This is a genomic window from Stenotrophomonas sp. NPDC077420, from assembly GCF_044543385.1.
Taxonomy (GTDB): Bacteria; Pseudomonadota; Gammaproteobacteria; order Xanthomonadales; family Xanthomonadaceae; genus Stenotrophomonas.
The window spans coordinates 21,286-39,166 of sequence record NZ_JBITVZ010000008.1 but is presented as its reverse complement, the minus strand read 5'-3'; the positions used below and the strand labels follow the sequence as shown (position 1 = coordinate 39,166).

The following is a 17,881-nucleotide window of genomic DNA, read 5'->3' as shown; positions in this document are numbered from 1 at the left end:
TGGGTCAGGTACTAGCACGATCCGACTGGCTATAGAGAACCATACTGAACAAGCAAACTTCTCCCTCCGCATACGATGAGTAGCAAGTAGCAAGGGGGCGGAAATCGGTAACCTCAGACTGCTCGTAGCGCAAATAAAATGATCGATGAGAACGATAATCAAGAGCTGGGTGATCTAGAAAGAATTCTGGGCGGTAGGTTAGAGCGTCTGGACGATAGGATCATTCCCGGGTTGTATCCGGTTGACGGTCAGGAAGCCATTTATTACCAAGACGATAAGCGCGTTTCTCCTGACACGCTGTTCAAGCGTCTCCTGCAAGAGGTTCCGAATAGAAGGGCGAAGCGAGGCGGACGCTCATCCCATTCATGCGCAATCCTCACTCCGGATAGCCAGCTGTTCCGTGCGATGTACTACCACGGTGACCTCGAGGGTTGGAGTCTGGATATCGAGGAAGGAGCGCAAGGGCTTGGACTTCTTCTTGCCTGGTTCGATCAAGGAGTGCTAAGGATTTCCGACGGACGAGCTTATTCGCTGGGTGAGTGTGTCGTTACCTTCGATTAGATCACCACACTCTACCGCTGCCGCCACCTGATCTGGCCTTGCCAAGCTTCACTGGCTCCAGATCACCAAGGCTAGATTTTCAAAGCACCACTAGAGTGATCAATCTCTTCGCAGTAGCGGGCATAGACAAGACATTCGGTGAATTGGTAATTTTCACGCTTGGTCGATGGAAATGAACGCTGAGAAATGGAATGAATATGGCAAGCTTCGAAGCTGGAATGGAGCGTCTAAAGCTATTTCTTGATCCCAGCATCGGCCTTGACGCCGATACGTACATCGCACACATCGAAGATGGCACTGGCGATCCCCATATCTGTAAGGCGCTGCTCCACGAATACGCAATGGTGAAAGCCTTGTTGGTCTGGTTCGAAGGCGGAGATATCAATGCGCTTAAGCAGTGGGCGTACGTATCGGCCAAGTTAAAGCGTACCACCTACCAGGATGACCCGAGGGGCGTGTACTTCACTCCGGTGCACCTGATGCCGCTGCTCTCGGACGAGCCATCTCTCATCGATTGGTTCAGTAAATTCGCCTATCCGTTTTCGTCAGGGAGCGGCACGCTCGCTGCGACACGCCTGAAGAATCCGAGGATGGATGAGTACTATCACTACAATACGTGGCTTGCACTTCGTGGAGACTGGGAGCCGCTTGCAGCCCGCTGCCGCGTATTCCTTAACGACCTCCCAGCGAAGCAGGCGGCGTACCAGGCGGACCATCGTTTTCATCTCTCGCTGGCCGACGGCGATGTGGATGGGATGCAGTCCGCCCTGGCCGAGATGGTGGAACCCAAGCTATTGAAACGCCGCCGACAGGAAGAGAGCGGATACAGCCAGGACCTCATCTGCACCTTTGCCATCGTCTACGCAAAAATTGCCTGGCGGCACGGATTCCCGGTGAAGGTCGAGTCCCCTTTGGTTCCAAAGGAGTGGCTGCCCATTTCGCCACTGTCGAGGTACGACGACACGTTTGCTTTCATGGCGAAGTCTGACGACTCGATGCCTGTGCCGCGTAGTTGATATCGGCGCTCTTCTGGCAGGAGGTGGTACGAGATGAAGATCAAGGTGATGCCCGAGTACAAGACCCATCCCCTCTGGGACGACGAGTTTGCAACTGGAGAAGTTGCTCCGGAGTCGTTGCCGCTTTCAAAGGAGGATGAGGCCCACACCGGACGCTTCACGCTTTCGGGTGCAGAGGCCGCATTTGCCTTCATGGCATCGTCTGACGACTCGATGCCGCTGGCACGCAAGTGGCGATTGATGATGCGGACTGATTCGCTGATCAGATGTCGTAAATGCCACTTAATAAACCTGCGCTCCGGCCGATAATGATCGATGCGCAAGGAGGTTGCTTTGGCACCCCGGCGTACTGCCGCCTGGCGACAGGCGGATGGCAACAGGATCCCGGCGCATGCCGGTTGATCAGTGTGTGCTGCAGCTCGGCATGTGGACCGCGACGGATCGCGGTGGATGGGACATGGACGTGACGCAATGCCGCTGCTACGACCGACGTTCCTGGGTTGGCGCAAGACTTCCTCTACCAGGACCTCATTTCCATGCAGATGCCCCATCCCCTTTCTGTCGCCCTGCTGCTGGGCGGCATCGCCCTCTACAGTCCAGCGCATGCTGATGAACCGGTGCCGGCGGCACCGGTCGGTGTGGCCGTGGACGGTGCTGCGTCACCCGCAGATGTCGAGAGCGTGGCCGACGACATTGACACCGCGGTGGCGGAGGACACATCTGCTGATGAGGAAGTCGTTACCGATGTCGTGCCGCCGTGGGTCGGCCGGGTACGCGTCAGCGCCGAATCGCAGCCCGGCCCGGACGGTCAGCCGGTCAGCGACCGCGAGCTTCGTCTGGTCCAGCGCTCCGCCACGGGCGGTGCGCTTGCGCGCAAGGCGGTCCTTTCGCTGCTGTCCGGTACCGTGGGCGGCAGCACCTTCAACAAACACCAGTTGCACGGCACCCGCGTCGAAAGCGTCCCCAACCCGGCCTTCAATTACCTCAACAACAGGATGCGCGAGAGTCTGGGGGTCTACTTCGCAGCGCACCCGGGCGCGGTGCCGGACGAGGAGGTCTGGGTGATGTCCACCGTGGGCGAGTTCACGCTGGTCTACAAGGAACTGGGCAACGCGGAGACCGAGTACGAGCTGCGCCAGACCATGCATGTGGGCTTCCCGTACCGCCGCAAGCTGCTGCGCCTGACCGGCGGTGAAGGTGCGCACTGCAGTGTCGCCGAACCGGTTTCCGCGCCGCTGGAGGCCTGGCAGGCCGACGACTACGCGATGGCCAGGCAGGTTGCCCAGCGCTACACCGATGCGTGTGCGGCCAAGTTCGTTGCCGCGCTGCCGACGCTGTTCCCGGACCGCTCGCCGGTGTCGCAGGAACCGGCGGTTGCTCCTGCTGCGGCCGCCGAGGTTGCGGTGCCGGCGGCGGCTGTGGAGGGCGAGGGCGCCTGAGTCGGGGTGAAGCAGCGGGGCAGAGCCCCGCTCTACAATGTGGGTATGCCTGAGCTCCCCGAAGTCGAAACCACCCGCCGCGGCCTTACCCCGCACCTGGAAGGCCGCAGCATCCACGGCGTGATCCTGCGCAGGCCCGACCTGCGTTGGCCGATTCCCGACGAAATCAGCCAGCTGCTTCCGGGGCAGGCCATCCAGGGCGTGCGCCGCCGCGCCAAGTACCTGCTGCTGGATACGGCCATCGGCAGCGCGCTGCTGCACCTGGGCATGTCCGGCAGCCTGCGGGTGCTGCCCGGTGACACCCCCGTGCGCGCGCACGACCACGTGGACATCAGCCTGGACAACGGCCGCCTGCTGCGCTTCAACGACCCGCGCCGCTTCGGCAGCCTGCTCTGGCAGCCGGCGGGGGAAACCCATGAGCTGCTGGCCACGCTGGGCCCGGAACCGCTGGATGACGCCTTCGACGGCGACTACCTGTTCCAGCGCAGCCGGGGCCGGAAGGCGCCGGTGAAAACCTTCCTGATGGACCAGGGCATCGTGGTGGGGGTGGGGAACATCTACGCCGCCGAAAGCCTGTTCATGGCCGGGATCAACCCGCTGCGCGAGGCGGGGAAGATCTCGCGAGAGCGCTACCAGCGCCTGGCCACGGCGGTGAAGCAGATTCTGGCCTATGCCATCACCCGCGGCGGCACCACGCTGCGCGATTTCATCAATCCCGATGGCGCGCCGGGCTATTTCGAGCAGGAACTGCTGGTCTACGGGCGTGAAGGCGAGCCCTGCCGCCAGTGCGGGCGGCTGCTGCGCCACGCCACCATCGGCCAGCGCGCCAGCGTCTGGTGCGGTCACTGCCAGCGCTGACCCGTCGTACGCACGGACCGGAACCGGCGGTATAGTCGGCGCAACGTCACCGGCGGGGGTGTGCGATGGACGAAAGCCCGGATATCACCGTATGGCTGGATTCGGCCCGGTCGGGCGACCGTGCCTCGCTGGACCGGGTGCTGACCCTGCTCTACCAGGAACTGCACAGCATGGCCCGGCGCCAGCTGGCCGGGCAGCAGGGGCGCACCCTGGATGCCACCTCGCTGGTCCACGAGTCCTACCTCAAGCTGCTGGGGGCACGCGGCGCGGCGCGCTTTGAAGACCGCGCGCACTTCTTTGCCTATGCCGCCTCGGCCATGCGCAGCGTGGTCGTGGATTACGCGCGCAACCGGCTGGCGCGCAAGCGCGGTGGCGATCTCAAGCGCGTGGCGGAAATTCCAGAAAACAGCAGCAGCGGCGTGCGCCTGGACGAAGACCTGCTGGCGCTGGATGTGGCGCTGGCGCGGTTGCAGGCGGTGGACGGGCACCTAGCCAAGGTGGTGGAACTGCGCTACTTCGCGGGGTTGTCGGAACAGGAAATCGCCGATCTGTGCCAGCGCTCGGAGCGCAGCATCCGGCGCGATTGGCAGAAGGCACGGATGTTCCTGCTGGCGTCGGTCCGCGAGGACTGAGCACGGCGGCAGTCGGGTTCCCGCGCGAGGGCGCGGGCGGATGTGCACGGTGGCAACACAGCGCCCGGGGAAGGGACGATGGACGCAGTGCGCTGGCGGCAGCTGTCGACGCTGCTGGATCAGTTGCTGGAACTACCCCACGACCAGCGCGCCGCACGCCTGGCGCAGCTGCGCGTGGCCGACGCGACGCTGGCCGACGACCTGGAGCGGTTGCTGGAGCACGAGCAGGAAAGCCAGGAATTCCTGGCCCAGCCGCTGTGGACCGCCGCACCGGAAGACAGCCGCGCCGGCACCCACATCGGTCCGTACCGGTTGCTGCGACAGCTGGGCGAAGGCGGCATGGGCGAAGTCTGGCTGGCCGAACGGGCCGACGGGCTGTACCAGCGCCAGGTAGCGCTGAAGCTGCTGCGCAGCGGCTACGCCGACCCCGGTCTGCGCCAGCGTTTCAGCCGCGAACGCGAAATCCTGGCGCGTCTGCAGCATCCGCACCTGGCGCAGCTGCTCGACGCCGGCGTGGACCTGCAGGGCCAGCCCTACTTGGCGCTGGCTTACGTGGAAGGCGAGCCGATCACTGACTACTGCCAGCGCCTGCAGCTGCCGCTGGAACGCCGCCTGCAGCTGATGCTGCAGGTTTGCGCGGTGGTCAGCCACGCGCACGCCAACCTGATCGTGCACCGCGACTTGAAGCCGTCCAACATCCTGGTCACCGCCGCTGGTGAAGTGAAGCTGCTGGATTTCGGTATCGCCAAGCTGCTCGACGACGAGCAGGCGCGCCCCAACGCCGCGCACCCGCCGACCGAAGCGCGCGCCTTCACCCTGCACTACGCCGCACCGGAGCAGGTGCGGGGCGAGCCGGTCACCACGCTGACCGATGTGTATTCGCTGGGGGTGGTGCTGTTCGAGGTGATCACCGGGCGCAAGCCCTATCGCCTGCGCCGGCACAGCGACTCGGAGTGGGAGCGGTCGATCCTGGAGGTGGATGCGCCACGCGCCTCCAGCGTGCTGCTGCGCGGCGACATCACCGACGCGGCGGCCACGCCGGCGGCGCGGCGCCTGGCCCGGCGCCTGCGCGGCGACCTCGATACGATCCTGCTCAAGGCGCTGCAGAAGGACCCCGCGCAGCGCTATGCCTCGGTGGAGGCACTGGCCCAGGACCTGCAGCGCTTCCTGGAGGGGCGGCCCATCCACGCGCGCCCGCAGCGATCGCTGTACCGCCTGCGCAAGTACCTGGGCCGGCATCGCTGGGGCGTGGGCCTGGCCGCCGTGGCGATGCTGGCATTGGCCGCATTGGCCGCGCTGGCGGCGTGGCAGACGCAGCAGGCACGTCGCGAAATCGCGCGCGCGCAGGCCATGCAGGAGTTCACCATCGGCCTGTTCGACCGCGCCGCCAGCGTGCGCCACGGCAGTTTCGATGTCCGCCAGCTGCTGGCCACCGGGCAGCAGCGCGGCGAGGCCGAACTGGCCGGCCAACCCCTGTCCCTGGCCGACCTGGAAGGGGTGATCGGGCGCCTGCGGATCGGTATCGGCGACTACGCGCTGGCGCTGGAGACACTGGACCGGCAACGCGCGCTGCTGGAGCAGGTCAAGGAGGTGCCGCCCGGCCTGCAGCTGGAAGCGGTGACCCAGCGCGGCCGCGCGCTGCGCATGCTGGGCCGTTCGCGCAAGTGCGTGGCGCACATGCTGCCGCTGCAGGTGCTGGCCGACCAACAGCGCGAGGCATTGCCGTCGCTGGTGGCCGAGTATCACGCGCAGCTGGGTCGCTGCCAGCAGCTGCTCGGGTACCGCGACGAGGCGCGCGAGGCGTTTCAACGGGCACTGGCACTGCGCCGCGACGGCATCCACGATGCCACCGGCACCGCCGAAAGCCTGGCCGACCTGGCCGCGCTGGACAGCGACGAGGGCGACGCACAGGCGGCGCTGGACGGGTATCGTCAGGCCCTGCAGCTGCTGGCGCAGGGCACCCGCGACCGCCACCCGCAGTTGATCACCCTGCATCGCCACCTGGGCGAGACCCTGGCCGCGCAGGGCGACCTGGACGCCGCCGAACGGGCCCTGGGCGCGGCGCTGGCAGACGCGGTCACGCTGTACGGTGCCGACCATCCCGAAACCCTGACCATCCGGCGCCTGCGCGCCACCCTGGCCCTGCAGCGCGGCGACCTGGCCCAGGCCGAACAGGCGCTGCAGCAGGTGCACCGGCTGACCCGCAAGGCGCTGGGGGAGCAGCACCGCGACACCGGCCAGACCTGGCACGCGCTGGGCCGGGTGGCGCTGGAGCGCGGGGAGACGGCGCAGGCGGTGGACGCCTTCGCGCGTGCGGTGGCGATCTGGCGGCAGCCGGACTGCATCGGTCTGTTGCCCCAGGGACTGTACGACTACGGCAACGCGCTGGCCGAAGCCGGGCGTTGGCAGGACGCGTTGGCGGCGCTTCGCGAGGGCCGGCAGTGGCAGGCCGCGCAACGCGGCGACGATGATCCGCAGGTGCAGCGTGCCGACCGCAGGATGGCCGAGATCATCGGCGAGTATGTCGATCCCTGGCAGGCGGGCGACCGGCTGGCGGCGTTGATGCGCCAGTCCACGCGCGGCGGGCCGGACGCGCGCCTGCAGCGGCAGGCGGTGCAGCTGGCCTGGGCCCGCAACCTGCTGCGCATGGACCAGCCGGTGGAAGCGCAGCGTGCGTTGCAGCCGTTGACCCAGGGCGAGGCCCTGGACCCGCGCAGCGTACAGCTGCGCTGGCTGTCGCGGGTAGCGCTGGGCCAGCTGGAGTGCGCGCAGGCCCCGGCACGCGGTCGCGACGCCCTGCTGCACCTGCAGGCCGAGGTGCGCGGGCAGCGCCCGCAGGGGGGCCGCCTTTCCCGCCAGATCGAAGAGGCGCTCAAGCGCTGCGGCCGCGTGCCTGAACGCGAATGGCGCGCCACGGCGACGAATTAACGTTTGCGTGCCTATGATGGCCGACCTTTCCTGCCCATCGCTGCCTGCATGCAACGACGCGACTTCATCCGCAACGCCTCCCTGGCCTTGGCCGCCCTTGGTTTTCCCGCGCTGCCGGCCTGCGCCGCCCAAGGCAGCCAGGTAGGCCTGCGCCGGCTGGGGCAGCCGCAGCCGTTCGACTTCGCCATCCTCAAGGGCCAGGCGCGCGCGCTGTCCGAGGCGCCGTACAAGACCCATCGCCGCACCCTGCCGGGCCCGCTGGAAGCGCTGGACTGGGACCAGTACCAGTCGATCAGTTACCGTCAGGACCACGCGCTGTGGGCCGACCAGCCGGGCCGTTTCCAGGCCAAGTTCTTCCACCTGGGCCTGTACTTCCATTCGCCGGTGCGCATGTTCGATGTGGTCGATGGCAAAGCGCAGGAACTGGCCTATGACCCGGCGGCGTTCAACTACGGCAAGAGCGGCCTGAAGAACGGCCAGCTGCCGGCCGACCTCGGCTTCGCCGGGTTCCGGCTCAATACCCGCCAGGACACCGACCGCGATTTCGCCGCGTTCCTGGGTGCCAGCTACTTCCGCGCCGTCGGCAAGGAAGGCCAGTACGGCCAGTCCGCGCGTGGCCTGGCGATCGACACCGGCATGGACCGGCCGGAGGAATTCCCGGACTTCATCGCCTACTTCCTCGAGCAGCCTGCCGCCGATTCCAACACCCTGGTGGTGTACGCGCTGCTGGACTCGCCCAGCGTGGCCGGTGCCTATCGCTTCGCGATCACCAACGGCGATGTGCTGCTGATGGACGTGGACGTGGCGCTTTACCCGCGCAAGGCCATCGAGCGCCTGGGCATCGCGCCGTGCACCAGCATGTACCAGGTCGGCGAGAACGATCGCCGCATGGCCTGGGACTGGCGCCCGGAGATCCACGACACCGACGGCCTGTCCCTGTGGACCGGTGCCGGCGAATGGATCTGGCGACCGCTGTCCAACCCGCGCCAGCTGCGCTTCAACATGTTCGTGGACAACAATCCGAAGGGGTTTGGCCTGCTCCAGCGCGACCGCAACTTCGACCATTACCAGGACGACGGCGTGTTCTACGAGAAGCGCCCGTGCCTGTGGGTGGAGCCGAAGGGGCAGTGGGGCAGGGGCTCGGTGCAGCTGGTCGAAATTCCCACCGTGGACGAGACCTTCGACAACATCGTGGCGTTCTGGAACCCGGAAGCCAAGCCGCAGCCGGGGCAGGAAATGCTGATCGGCTACCGGCTGTACTGGGGGGCCGAACCGCCGGCCCGCCCACCGCTGGCGCAGGCCGTGGCCACCCGCACCGGGCTGGGCGGGGTGATCGGCAAGAAGCGCGGGTATTTCTCGTGGCGTTTCGCGGTGGATTTTGCCGGCGGCGAACTGGCCGCGCTGATCGACAAGGGCGAGGTGGAAGCGGTGGTCCAGGCCAGCCGTGGCCGCACCGAGACCATTTCCGCGCGCCCGCTGCGCGAGATCAAGGGGTACCGCGCCATGTTCGACCTGGTGCCACCGGACGACAGCACCGACCAGATCGACATCCGCCTGTACCTGCGCAGCGGTGGCAAGACCCTGACGGAAACCTGGCTGTACCAGTACAGCCCGCCGCCGGCGGGGGCGCCGGAGCGGACGTTGTATTGAGAGGGGGTACCGACCAACGGTCGGTACCTACCGGCGCGTCTACAAGGGTAGCCGCGCCTGGGCCGGGTCGATCCGGCTTTCGCCGCGCGTGATCTTCTTGAACTCGGCGCGGCTGACCGACACGTAGCGTTCGTTGCCCCCGATCTCCACCTGCGGGCCGTCCTGCACCGCGTGGCCGTGCTCGTCCACGCGCACGGTCATGGTGGCCTTCTTGCCGCTGTGGCAGATGGTCTTGATCTCCTGCATCTCGTCGGCCCAGGCCAGCAGGTACTGGCTGCCTTCGAACAGCTCGCCGCGGAAGTCGGTGCGCAGCCCGTAGCACAGCACCGGAATGCGCAGCTGGTCGACCACTTCGCTGAGCTGCCAGACCTGGCTGCGGCTGAGGAACTGCGCCTCGTCCACCAGCACGCAGCCGAGCGGCCCGTGGGCGTCGATGTCGGCGCGGATCAACTGTTCCAGGTCGGTGTCGCGGTCGAACGCGATGCCATCGGCCTTCAACCCGATCCGCGAGGCCACCACGCCGCGCCCGGCGCGGTCGTCCAGGCGCGGGGTCAGGATCGCCACGCGCATGCCGCGCTCGCGGTAGTTGTGCGCCGACTGCAGCAGCGTGGTGGTCTTGCCGGCGTTCATCGCCGAATAATAGAAATAGAGCTTGGCCATGGGCCATTCTAATCCGCCCCCCCTCCCGATGCAGGACCCTGAACCGGTTCACCGGCGCCGCCGCAGCCGGCCAGCCGGGTCCTCCGCCCGTTACAATGCGGCACCCACGGAGAAGGCATGCACGGTCTCAATCCCCCCCAACGCGCGGCAGTGCTGCACTGCGAAGGTCCCCTGCTGGTACTGGCCGGTGCGGGCAGCGGCAAGACGCGCGTGATCGTGGAAAAGATCGCCCAGCTGATCAGCACCCGCCGTTACCCGGCCAAGCGCATCGCGGCGATCACCTTCACCAACAAGTCCGCCAAGGAAATGCGCGAGCGCGTGGCCAAGCGCCTGCAGGGCGGTGATGCCGAGGACGTCACCATCTGCACGTTCCATGCGCTGGGCTTGAAGTTCCTGCAGATCGAACATGCTGCGGTGGGGCTCAAGCGCGGCTTCTCGATCTTCGACGCCGACGATTCCACCTCGCAGGTCAAGGACCTGATGTACGGCGCCAAGCCGGACGACATCGAGGACGTGAAGAACCTGATTTCGCGGGCCAAGAACGCCGGCCTTTCGCCCGAGCAGGCGATGGCGGCGGCGCGCAGCAACCGCGAGAAGGAAGCGGCCAGCGTGTACGAGCGCTACCAGCTGCGCCTGACCGCGTTCAATGCCGTGGACTTCGATGACCTGATCCGGCTGCCGGTGCAGGTGCTGGAAGAACACCCCGACATCGCGCTGGCGTGGCGCGAACGCATCGGCTACCTGCTGGTCGACGAATGCCAGGACACCAACGATGCGCAGTACCGGCTGCTCAAGCAGCTGGCCGGCAGCGCGGGCAATTTCACCTGCGTGGGCGACGATGACCAGTCCATCTACGCCTGGCGCGGGGCCAACCCGGAAAACCTGCAGCAGATGGCGCGCGATTACCCGGCGCTGGAAATCATCAAGCTTGAGCAGAATTACCGTTGCTCCAACCGCGTGCTGCGCGCGGCCAACGCGCTGATCGCCAACAACCCGCATGAACACCTGAAGAAGCTGTGGAGCGACCAGGCCGACGGCGAACGCATCCGCGTGTGGGAGTGCCGCAACAGCGAACACGAGGCGGAGAAGGTCGCCGCCGAGATCTCCTACCTGGCCACCTCCAAGCAGATTCCATGGAGCGACTTCTGCATCCTGTTCCGCGGCAACTTCCAGTCGCGGCCGCTGGAAAAGGCGCTGCAGCTGGTGCGCGCGCCGTACCACATCACCGGCGGCACCGCGTTCCTGGAACGGCAGGAGGTCAAGGACACGCTGTCGTGGCTGCGCCTGCTGGTCAATCCCGACGACGACACCGCCTTCATGCGCGCGGTGCAGTCACCCAAGCGTGAAGTGGGCGCCGGCACGCTGGCCAAGCTGGCCGAGCTGGCCTCGGACAAGGAGCTGCCGATGGCGCATGCGGCCGAGGCGATCGGCGCGCTGGCGCAGCTGCCGCCGCGCGCCGCCAACAGCCTGAGCCGCTTCACCGACATCCTGCGAGACCTGCGCGCGGAAATGCCCAAGCTGAGCTCGGGCGACCTGGTGCGCAAGCTGGTGAAGGATTCGGGGCTGGTGTCCGAACTGCGCAGCACCTGCAAGGAAGAGTCGGTGTACCAGCGCCGGCTGGCCAATCTGGAAGAGCTGGCGCAGTGGTTCGAAGGCGGCCCGCGTGGCGCTTCTACCGCCGACCTGGCCGCGCAGTTGGCGCTGCTGTCGCGCAATGACAAGGACGACGGTGGCAACCAGGTGCGGATGATGACCCTGCACGCGTCCAAGGGCCTGGAGTTCCCGTATGTGTTCATCGTGGGCTGCGAAGACGGCGTGCTGCCGCACCAGGTGAGCCTGGACGAAGGCAACCTGCAGGAAGAGCGGCGCCTGCTGTACGTGGGCATCACCCGCGCCAAGGTGCAGCTGTGGATGAGCCACAGCAAGCTGACCCGGAAGTTCGGCGAGCACGTGCGGCTCAAGCCGAGCCGGTTCTTCGACGAGATTCCGGCCGAGGAAATGCAGCGCGATGGTGCCGATCCGGTAGCCGATGCCGCGCGCAAGAAGGAGCGCGCCAGCGCCGGGCTGGCGGCGATCGAAGCCTTGTTCGACTGACGTCATCCAGCATCAGCCGCCGACGCTGTAGAGCCGACTGTCAGTCGGCTGCCTTACGCGCGGCGCCTGCAGAAGGCAGCCGACTGACAGTCGGCTCTACCCACGTGTTCCGACAGCCTGCACAATCGGCCAATTCCTGCCTGCGAGCGACGCGATGTCCGCCGTGATCCAGACCGAACGCCTGCACCTGCGCCTGATCGATCCCGACCATGACGCCGCGGACATGCTGGCGCTGCTCAACGAGCCGGGCTTCATCCGCCATATCGCCGACCGTGGCGTGCGTACCCTGGCGCAGGCGCGTGATTACACCGCCGAACGCGTCCTGGGCAGCTACACGCTCAATGGGTTCGGCATGTACGCCATCATCCGCCGCAGTGACGGGGCATGGATGGGCAACGCCGGGCTGGTGCGCCGCGATGGGCTGCCCGCGCCGGATGTGGGCTATGCGCTGCTGGCACGGTACGAAGGCAACGGCTACGCGTTCGAAGCCGCGCGCGGGGTGATGCACTACGCGCGTGACGTGCTGGGCTACCCGGACCTGTACGGCATCGTGGCCCCGGAGAACCTTCGCTCGGCCGCGCTGCTGCGCAAGCTGGGCATGGAAGACCGCGGCGACCTGCGCCTGCCGGCGCCGCGCGATAAAGAAGTGTTGCTCCTGTTCGCCACGCCCGGTGCGCCGACGGTGTGAACGGACGCTACTACACCGCCTGGCCCAGCGATTCTATCTCGGCCAGCCAGCCATCGAAGATCGGGCACTGCAAGCGAATGTCATCAACGCCGATCTCGAGCGCAGCCAAGACTCCGTGGACTGGCTTCTGGTACGCCCTGCAAAGCTCGCTTACACGCTTGCTCGGTGCCGTGTGAATACTGTCATTGATGTGCTCAGGCGTCGTAAAACTCTGCCGAACTTGGGTAAACGACGTCTCAAGATCGGGCTCTCCGATTCCGATGGAAAATCTACGGGGGCAGGAAAAGAGAAGACCCTCAAACTCGTACATCTGTACATACGGGATGAATCGGCTGGCAGCACCGTCCCCAAGTCTTTCGTGAACCCTTGCCGCAAAGCTCTCACACAGCAGACGCGCCTTTTGTTCAGCAGGCCAATGGGATTGCGCCTCCGACCGTCCGGGGAAAGCGGGATTTATTCCGTAGTAGTCAAAAAATGTGGTGCAGTGAGCTTCAACATCACCCAACAGACGAAGCCGTATATCGCGGAGGGCCCTTTCAAAGCCCACATTTCCTCCCTTATGGCCTGGGCGGCCAAGGAGAGCCGGGAACAGGTAGACGCCCGCCGGAGAAAGAGCCGGCTGCAAAACTTCATTTACGAACGTTTCTTCGGTCTGGCCTTCGCAGATTACGTGCACCCTGGTCATGTCCTTGGCCGCCCCCCAAGCACATTCTTAGCCCAAAGCTCGCCTAATGAGTACTCTTCCAGCCAACTCGCCAAGCTATCTTCATCCAGCCGTTTGAAGACAGTCTCTCCCTGATCGCGCTCAACGATGATCAGATCTTCCGGCGAGAACTCATTCACGAGTGGAACTGACTGAGTTGAAACAATTACCTGCATACGACTTGCGGCGGACTTAAGAAGCGCCCCTAGCAGAGTGATTGCATAGGGATGCAAGCCAAGCTCCGGCTCGTCAATGATGATCGTTGAAGGTGGGTCGGGCTGCAATAGCGCGGTGACAAGGCAAATGAAGCGTATTGAGCCGTCTGAAAGCTGGCTAGGCGAAAAAATATACCGACTATCAGTCTGTCGCCAATTCAGCCGTACCACTTCGTCGTCGGATTTACCCTTGCGGGGCCGAAGGCGGAAATCCTCGAAATACGGAATCGCCAGTTTGATAGTGCGCCGGATGTTCTCGTACACCTCCGTCTCCTCCTCTTGGAGACGATAAAGGAAGGCAGCCAAGTTCCCTGCATCTGAGTCAAGTTCCTCACCGTTGGCAACCGAGCTGGATCTCTTCACCAATGCGGTGTCGCTAGTGTCATGGAAGTGATACACCTTCCAGTTCGAGATGGACTCATAACAATACTTGGCGGCATCCCGTCTGAATCCGGCTTCCAGCGTTTCCTTCTCATACACCTTGGGTAGGCGTGCTTCGGTGTAACCGGCATCCAGAGGAATCCACGTTGGTCCATGGAGTGGGCCGTCGAAGAAGAGACGCTCGCGCTCAAAAACGAATGTCTCTTCGCTGGTCGGGTGCAACGTGAACTTGTAGCCATTTAGGCCAAACTTGACGAAGGAGCTAATCTCCTGTGTCTCTTTCACTCCAAAGCTAAGTACCCGATCCGCGGATCCCTGCTTCAGCGTCCACGCCTTCAGCTGACCATCCATCATGGCACTAAGCATCTGAAAGTAAGACACGAAGCTGCTCTTGCCGGCACCATTTGCGCCGAGCAACACATTCAGATCGGACAAGGAAAATCGATCGAGTGAGCGAATCGATTTAAAGCCTTTGATAGTGAGCTTCGAAATTGCATTTTTTCGGCTCATGGTCGCTGTTGCTCCAGTGATTGGTTCAGTGTACGGGACCAATCTGATCCTTCAAAGAAGCCACCTGTTCCTGCAGCGCGGCCACCGTGGTTTCCAGCTCCTGCACGCGCGCTTCCAGCGCGGCATTGCCGCCGCCGCTGGAGGGTGCGGATTTGTACTGCTCGGCGAGCGCCTGCACATCCACCGGGCCGGCCAGCAGGTGCATGTACCGGTCTTCGCGCTGGCCGCCGGCACGTGGCAGCTGCACCGCCAGGCCGCGCTGGATCATCCGCTCCACGTGATGCCGCACTTCGTCCGCATCCTGGAACTGGAACAGGCGCTCGCTGCGGGTCAGCAGTTCGTTCACCGTCTGCGGGCCGCGCAGCAGCAACAGGCCCAGGATCGCCAGCTGCTGGCGGGTCAGGTCCAGCGCACTGCCGGCGCGGTGCTCGTAGCGCTCGGCACGCGAGGAGAACTGCTGGCGGGCCAGGCCCAGGGTTTCCAGCTGGCGCAGTGCGTGATGCACATCGCCGGCGGACAGCTGCATCACCGGTTCGCGCGCGGTCTTCTGGTTGGCCGCCACCTGGGTGGCATTCACGGTGAGCGGGTAGGCGTCCGGGGTGGTGGCCTCCTTCTCGATCAGGCAGCCCAAGGCGCGCGCCTGAGCCGCGCTGAGCACGGGCAGGGCAGGGGTCTGGGTGTCATCGGTCATCGGGGCGCTCCGGGTGTTTCTGGGGCGTGCAGCATAGCCGAGCCCCGCGACCGGCATGAACCGCAGCGGCCAAGCCGGTAAACTGGCGCCACTCCGTTCTGGTGATTCCCATGCGTCGTACCGCTGTTTCCCTGTCCGTGCTTGCCTGTGCCGTGATGGCGCTGGCGGCGTGCAAGCGCACCGAAACCCCCGCCGACGCCGCCCCGCCGGCCCCGGCTGCCGCTGCCGCTGCGCCGGCCGCGAAGGCCGATGCCGCCGTGGCTGCCAACGACAACCTCAACGCGGTCCTGTGGATGCAGCGTTCGCAGGAGTACCGGGCGATCACCGAACAGACCTACCGCGCCGCCGCCGATCACCTGGACAAGGCGCTGAAGGAAGCCAACTGGGATGCGCTGGTCCCCGAGGAACGCGGCAATGCCGCCAAGGGCCTGAAGCCGGCCGTGGTGCTGGACGTGGACGAGACCGTGCTGGACAACTCGCCCTACCAGGCCCGCCTGGTCCGCGACGGCAGGGAGTACGACGAAATGAGCTGGGACCAGTGGGTGGCCGAAAAGAAGGCCAGGGCCATTCCCGGCGTCGTCGATTTCGCCAAGGCGGCCAACGCCAAGGGCGTGACCCTGCTGTACATCTCCAACCGCGCCGTGCACCTGAAGGACGCCACCCTGGCCAACCTGCGCGCCGAAGGCCTGCCGGTGGCCGATGACAGCGTGTTCCTGGGCCTGGGCACCGTGGTCAAGGACTGCGAGCAGGCCGGCAGCGAAAAGAACTGCCGCCGCCGCCTGGCCGGACAGCAGTACCGCGTGCTGATGCAGTTCGGCGACCAGCTGGGCGACTTCGTGGAAGTCACCGCCAACACCAACGACGGTCGCGATGCCCTGCTGCAGCAATACCACGACTGGTTCGGCGAGCGCTGGTGGATGCTGCCCAACCCGACCTACGGCGGCTTCGAGCCGGCCCAGTTCAACAACGACTACAGCCAGTCGCGCCAGGCCCGCCATGACGCCAAGCGCGCAGCCCTGGACTACGCGCCGTGAGCCGGGCGCCGCTGACGCTGGGCGATGAGGAACGGCTGATCTTCGCGCTCGATGTGCCAGGCCGCGACGAAGCCCTGGCCTGGGTGGACCGGTTGGGCGACGCGGTGTCGTTCTACAAGATCGGCATGGAGCTGCTGGCATCGGGCGAGTACTTCGACGTACTCGACGCGCTGGCCGCACGCGACAAGCGGGTGTTCGTCGACCTGAAGTTCTTCGACATCCCGGCCACCGCTGCGGCGGTGATCAAGCGACTGTCGCAGTGGCCGGTGAGCTACGCCACCATCCACGGCTGGCACCCGGCCATGATGGAGGCCTGCGCGGCCGCCAACGGCAGCGACATGCGCCTGCTGGCAGTGACCGTGCTGACCTCGATGGGCCGGGATGACCTGCGCGGCATGGGCATCGACCGCGAGCCGGTGGAGGTGGTGGTCGAGCGCGCGCTGGCCGCCCAGGCCGCCGGCATCGACGGGGTGATCGCGTCCGGCCAGGAAGCCGGCCCGATCCGCGCCGCCACCGGCGCGGGGTTCTCGATCGTGTGCCCGGGCATCCGTCCCGGCGGCCCGGTCGGCGATGACCAGAAGCGCACCGTGGGCGTGGCCCAGGCGTTTGCCGACGGCGCCGATGCCATCGTGGTCGGCCGCCCGATCCGTCTGGCCAGCGATCCGCGTGCCGCCGCCCTGGCCATCCAGGACGAAATCCGCCGCGCGCGCGGCTGATCCGCGCGCGCCGGGATGGAACGCCATCCCGGTTGAGTAGTGCGCTGGTTTGCAGAAAAGAAACCATCAATCGCCAGCACGTCCGTGCCGGCGCGGAAACGGGACGTACACCGCAGTCCCGTCCGTTCCTTTGCCGTCGAATCGAACCGGCACGCGCCTTCGGTGCCGTGCCTGTCGTTTCCACTTTCCGCAAAGGAGTTGCTGCATGCGTATCTGTTTCCGGCCGGCCTGGATGTTCGGCCTGATGGTCTCCGCTGTTTCCCTTCCCGCATTCGCCTCGCCACAGCCGGAGGCCACGCCCCGCATCATTGGCGGCACCGATGCCGAGCCCGGGCAGTATCCGTTCATGGCCAGCCTGCAGCAGCTGGGGCGGGGCGATTCCGACCGTGCGCGGCATATCTGCGGGGCCACGCTGATCTCGCCATCCTGGGTGCTGACCGCCGCGCATTGCGTGGAAGACGCGCAGCCGGCACAGCTGGCGGTGCTGGTCGGGCAGACCACGCTGAAGACATCCCCCGGCCGCCGCGCCTCCAACATCAAGGCGATCCACGTGCACCCCGCGTTCGACGCGCGCGACCTGCTCAACGACGTCGCGCTGATCCAGCTCAAGCGGCCGGTGAAGGGCGTCGAACCGGCCGAGCCGCTGCTCGGTCGCGACAGCGCCTACCTGCGTCCGGGGCGCGCCTTCACCGTGGTCGGGTGGGGCGCGACCGAATTCCCCGCCGATGCCCGGCCCACGGTGCTGCAGACCGTGCAGACCCCCTTCGTGGCGTTCAGTGCCTGCCGCCGGGCCTACCCCCAGCTGCAGGCCGGTACGGTGATCTGTGCCGGAGCCGAAGGCATCGACAGCTGCCAGGGCGATTCCGGCGGCCCGTTGCTGGTGCAGCGCAAGGGCCGCTGGACGGTGCTGGGCACGGTCAGCTGGGGTGAGGGCTGCGCCCTGCCCGGCCTGCCCGGGGTGTATGCGCGGTTGTCGCATGGCTATGTGCGCGATTTCCTACAAACCACCTGGACGGGTGACTGAATTCCAGCAGAAACAACACGTTGCACTCCCCCTGCCGGCCCCGGCGGGCAGGGTGGCTTGCCGCTGCGGGACGCAGGCCGC

General features: G+C 65.9%; 17 protein-coding genes. 13 read left to right on the top strand and 4 right to left on the bottom strand.

Annotation, left to right across the window (positions count from 1 at the left end):
* Positions 1 to 138: 138 nt before the first annotated feature.
* From ACIGII_RS09745 to ACIGII_RS09710, 8 genes are all read left to right on the top strand, one after another.
* Positions 139 to 561: a hypothetical protein gene (locus ACIGII_RS09745; protein WP_399637192.1), complete on the top strand. Its 423-nt coding sequence runs from the start codon at positions 139 to 141 to the stop codon at positions 559 to 561.
* A gap of 197 nt (positions 562 to 758) precedes the next feature.
* Complete coding sequence (locus ACIGII_RS09740; RefSeq protein ID WP_399637190.1) at positions 759 to 1,577, top strand: Imm49 family immunity protein; 819 nt, start codon at positions 759 to 761, stop codon at positions 1,575 to 1,577.
* A gap of 33 nt (positions 1,578 to 1,610) precedes the next feature.
* Positions 1,611 to 1,886, top strand: coding sequence for a hypothetical protein (locus ACIGII_RS09735; protein ID WP_399637187.1), 276 nt, complete (start codon positions 1,611 to 1,613; stop codon positions 1,884 to 1,886).
* A gap of 227 nt (positions 1,887 to 2,113) precedes the next feature.
* Positions 2,114 to 3,016 carry a hypothetical protein gene (locus ACIGII_RS09730; protein ID WP_399637185.1) on the top strand — a complete coding sequence of 301 codons (903 nt, stop codon included), beginning with the start codon at positions 2,114 to 2,116 and terminating at the stop codon, positions 3,014 to 3,016.
* Positions 3,017 to 3,061: 45 nt separating this feature from the next.
* The gene (mutM, locus tag ACIGII_RS09725; RefSeq protein ID WP_399637182.1) at positions 3,062 to 3,874 is read left to right on the top strand and encodes a bifunctional DNA-formamidopyrimidine glycosylase/DNA-(apurinic or apyrimidinic site) lyase; all 813 of its coding nucleotides are present in this window, start codon (positions 3,062 to 3,064) and stop codon (positions 3,872 to 3,874) included.
* A gap of 65 nt (positions 3,875 to 3,939) precedes the next feature.
* Positions 3,940 to 4,506, top strand: coding sequence for an ECF-type sigma factor (locus ACIGII_RS09720; protein WP_068848134.1), 567 nt, complete (start codon positions 3,940 to 3,942; stop codon positions 4,504 to 4,506).
* Positions 4,507 to 4,584: 78 nt separating this feature from the next.
* Positions 4,585 to 7,434: a protein kinase gene (locus ACIGII_RS09715; RefSeq protein ID WP_399637180.1), complete on the top strand. Its 2,850-nt coding sequence runs from the start codon at positions 4,585 to 4,587 to the stop codon at positions 7,432 to 7,434.
* Between the two features lie 48 nt (positions 7,435 to 7,482).
* A complete protein-coding gene (locus ACIGII_RS09710) occupies positions 7,483 to 9,084 on the top strand; it encodes a glucan biosynthesis protein (RefSeq protein ID WP_399637178.1) in 1,602 nt (533 codons plus the stop codon).
* Between the two features lie 39 nt (positions 9,085 to 9,123).
* Here ACIGII_RS09710 and ACIGII_RS09705 read toward each other — a convergent pair whose 3' ends face one another.
* Positions 9,124 to 9,744 carry a thymidine kinase gene (locus ACIGII_RS09705; RefSeq protein WP_399637177.1) on the bottom strand — a complete coding sequence of 207 codons (621 nt, stop codon included), beginning with the start codon at positions 9,742 to 9,744 and terminating at the stop codon, positions 9,124 to 9,126.
* Between the two features lie 117 nt (positions 9,745 to 9,861).
* On the opposite strand from ACIGII_RS09705, the gene ACIGII_RS09700 reads away from it, so the two are divergent.
* Entirely contained in the window at positions 9,862 to 11,838 is a 1,977-nt protein-coding gene (locus ACIGII_RS09700) for a UvrD-helicase domain-containing protein (RefSeq protein WP_399637174.1), read from the top strand.
* Positions 11,839 to 11,992: 154 nt separating this feature from the next.
* Positions 11,993 to 12,526 carry a GNAT family N-acetyltransferase gene (locus ACIGII_RS09695; protein ID WP_399637171.1) on the top strand — a complete coding sequence of 178 codons (534 nt, stop codon included), beginning with the start codon at positions 11,993 to 11,995 and terminating at the stop codon, positions 12,524 to 12,526.
* A 10-nt stretch (positions 12,527 to 12,536) separates the two neighbouring features.
* Here the strand turns inward: ACIGII_RS09695 and ACIGII_RS09690 are convergent, their stop codons facing one another.
* Genes ACIGII_RS09690 through ACIGII_RS09680 form a run of 3 tightly spaced genes read right to left on the bottom strand, consistent with a single transcriptional unit; the run spans position 12,537 to position 15,026 of the window.
* A complete protein-coding gene (locus tag ACIGII_RS09690) occupies positions 12,537 to 13,211 on the bottom strand; it encodes a DUF4276 family protein (protein WP_399637168.1) in 675 nt (224 codons plus the stop codon).
* Positions 13,208 to 14,335 carry an AAA family ATPase gene (locus tag ACIGII_RS09685; protein ID WP_399637165.1) on the bottom strand — a complete coding sequence of 376 codons (1,128 nt, stop codon included), beginning with the start codon at positions 14,333 to 14,335 and terminating at the stop codon, positions 13,208 to 13,210. Before ACIGII_RS09685 ends, ACIGII_RS09690 begins: the two co-directional genes overlap by 4 nt.
* A gap of 25 nt (positions 14,336 to 14,360) precedes the next feature.
* Positions 14,361 to 15,026, bottom strand: a complete 666-nt coding sequence (locus ACIGII_RS09680) for a YceH family protein (RefSeq protein WP_399637163.1) — start codon at positions 15,024 to 15,026, stop codon at positions 14,361 to 14,363.
* 110 nt (positions 15,027 to 15,136) lie between these two features.
* Here ACIGII_RS09680 and ACIGII_RS09675 point away from each other — a divergent pair, with 110 nt between their 5' ends.
* The 3 genes from ACIGII_RS09675 to ACIGII_RS09665 all read left to right on the top strand — a co-directional run bounded on the left by ACIGII_RS09675 (position 15,137) and on the right by ACIGII_RS09665 (position 17,800).
* On the top strand, positions 15,137 to 16,060 hold the full coding sequence (locus ACIGII_RS09675) for a 5'-nucleotidase, lipoprotein e(P4) family (RefSeq protein ID WP_399637161.1): 924 nt from the start codon (positions 15,137 to 15,139) through the stop codon (positions 16,058 to 16,060).
* Complete coding sequence (pyrF, locus tag ACIGII_RS09670; protein WP_399637159.1) at positions 16,057 to 16,776, top strand: orotidine-5'-phosphate decarboxylase; 720 nt, start codon at positions 16,057 to 16,059, stop codon at positions 16,774 to 16,776. The genes ACIGII_RS09675 and pyrF overlap by 4 nt, the downstream gene beginning before the upstream one ends.
* Before the next feature lie 205 nt (positions 16,777 to 16,981).
* Positions 16,982 to 17,800 carry a S1 family peptidase gene (locus ACIGII_RS09665; RefSeq protein WP_399637156.1) on the top strand — a complete coding sequence of 273 codons (819 nt, stop codon included), beginning with the start codon at positions 16,982 to 16,984 and terminating at the stop codon, positions 17,798 to 17,800.
* The last annotated feature ends 81 nt before the right edge of the window (positions 17,801 to 17,881 follow it).

Excerpts from the sequence above, each read along its gene's own strand:
- ACIGII_RS09705 (WP_399637177.1), bottom strand. The coding sequence starts at position 9,744 with ATGGCCAAGCTCTATTTCTATTATTCGGCGATGAACGCCGGCAAGACC.
- ACIGII_RS09730 (WP_399637185.1), top strand. The coding sequence starts at position 2,114 with ATGCAGATGCCCCATCCCCTTTCTGTCGCCCTGCTGCTGGGCGGCATC.
- ACIGII_RS09735 (WP_399637187.1), top strand. The coding sequence starts at position 1,611 with ATGAAGATCAAGGTGATGCCCGAGTACAAGACCCATCCCCTCTGGGAC.
- ACIGII_RS09740 (WP_399637190.1), top strand. The coding sequence starts at position 759 with ATGGCAAGCTTCGAAGCTGGAATGGAGCGTCTAAAGCTATTTCTTGAT.
- ACIGII_RS09720 (WP_068848134.1), top strand. The coding sequence starts at position 3,940 with ATGGACGAAAGCCCGGATATCACCGTATGGCTGGATTCGGCCCGGTCG.
- ACIGII_RS09745 (WP_399637192.1), top strand. The coding sequence starts at position 139 with ATGATCGATGAGAACGATAATCAAGAGCTGGGTGATCTAGAAAGAATT.
- ACIGII_RS09700 (WP_399637174.1), top strand. The coding sequence starts at position 9,862 with ATGCACGGTCTCAATCCCCCCCAACGCGCGGCAGTGCTGCACTGCGAA.
- ACIGII_RS09680 (WP_399637163.1), bottom strand. The coding sequence starts at position 15,026 with ATGACCGATGACACCCAGACCCCTGCCCTGCCCGTGCTCAGCGCGGCT.
- ACIGII_RS09715 (WP_399637180.1), top strand. The coding sequence starts at position 4,585 with ATGGACGCAGTGCGCTGGCGGCAGCTGTCGACGCTGCTGGATCAGTTG.
- ACIGII_RS09685 (WP_399637165.1), bottom strand. The coding sequence starts at position 14,335 with ATGAGCCGAAAAAATGCAATTTCGAAGCTCACTATCAAAGGCTTTAAA.
- mutM (WP_399637182.1), top strand. The coding sequence starts at position 3,062 with ATGCCTGAGCTCCCCGAAGTCGAAACCACCCGCCGCGGCCTTACCCCG.
- ACIGII_RS09675 (WP_399637161.1), top strand. The coding sequence starts at position 15,137 with ATGCGTCGTACCGCTGTTTCCCTGTCCGTGCTTGCCTGTGCCGTGATG.
- ACIGII_RS09695 (WP_399637171.1), top strand. The coding sequence starts at position 11,993 with ATGTCCGCCGTGATCCAGACCGAACGCCTGCACCTGCGCCTGATCGAT.
- ACIGII_RS09690 (WP_399637168.1), bottom strand. The coding sequence starts at position 13,211 with ATGACCAGGGTGCACGTAATCTGCGAAGGCCAGACCGAAGAAACGTTC.
- ACIGII_RS09665 (WP_399637156.1), top strand. The coding sequence starts at position 16,982 with ATGCGTATCTGTTTCCGGCCGGCCTGGATGTTCGGCCTGATGGTCTCC.
- ACIGII_RS09710 (WP_399637178.1), top strand. The coding sequence starts at position 7,483 with ATGCAACGACGCGACTTCATCCGCAACGCCTCCCTGGCCTTGGCCGCC.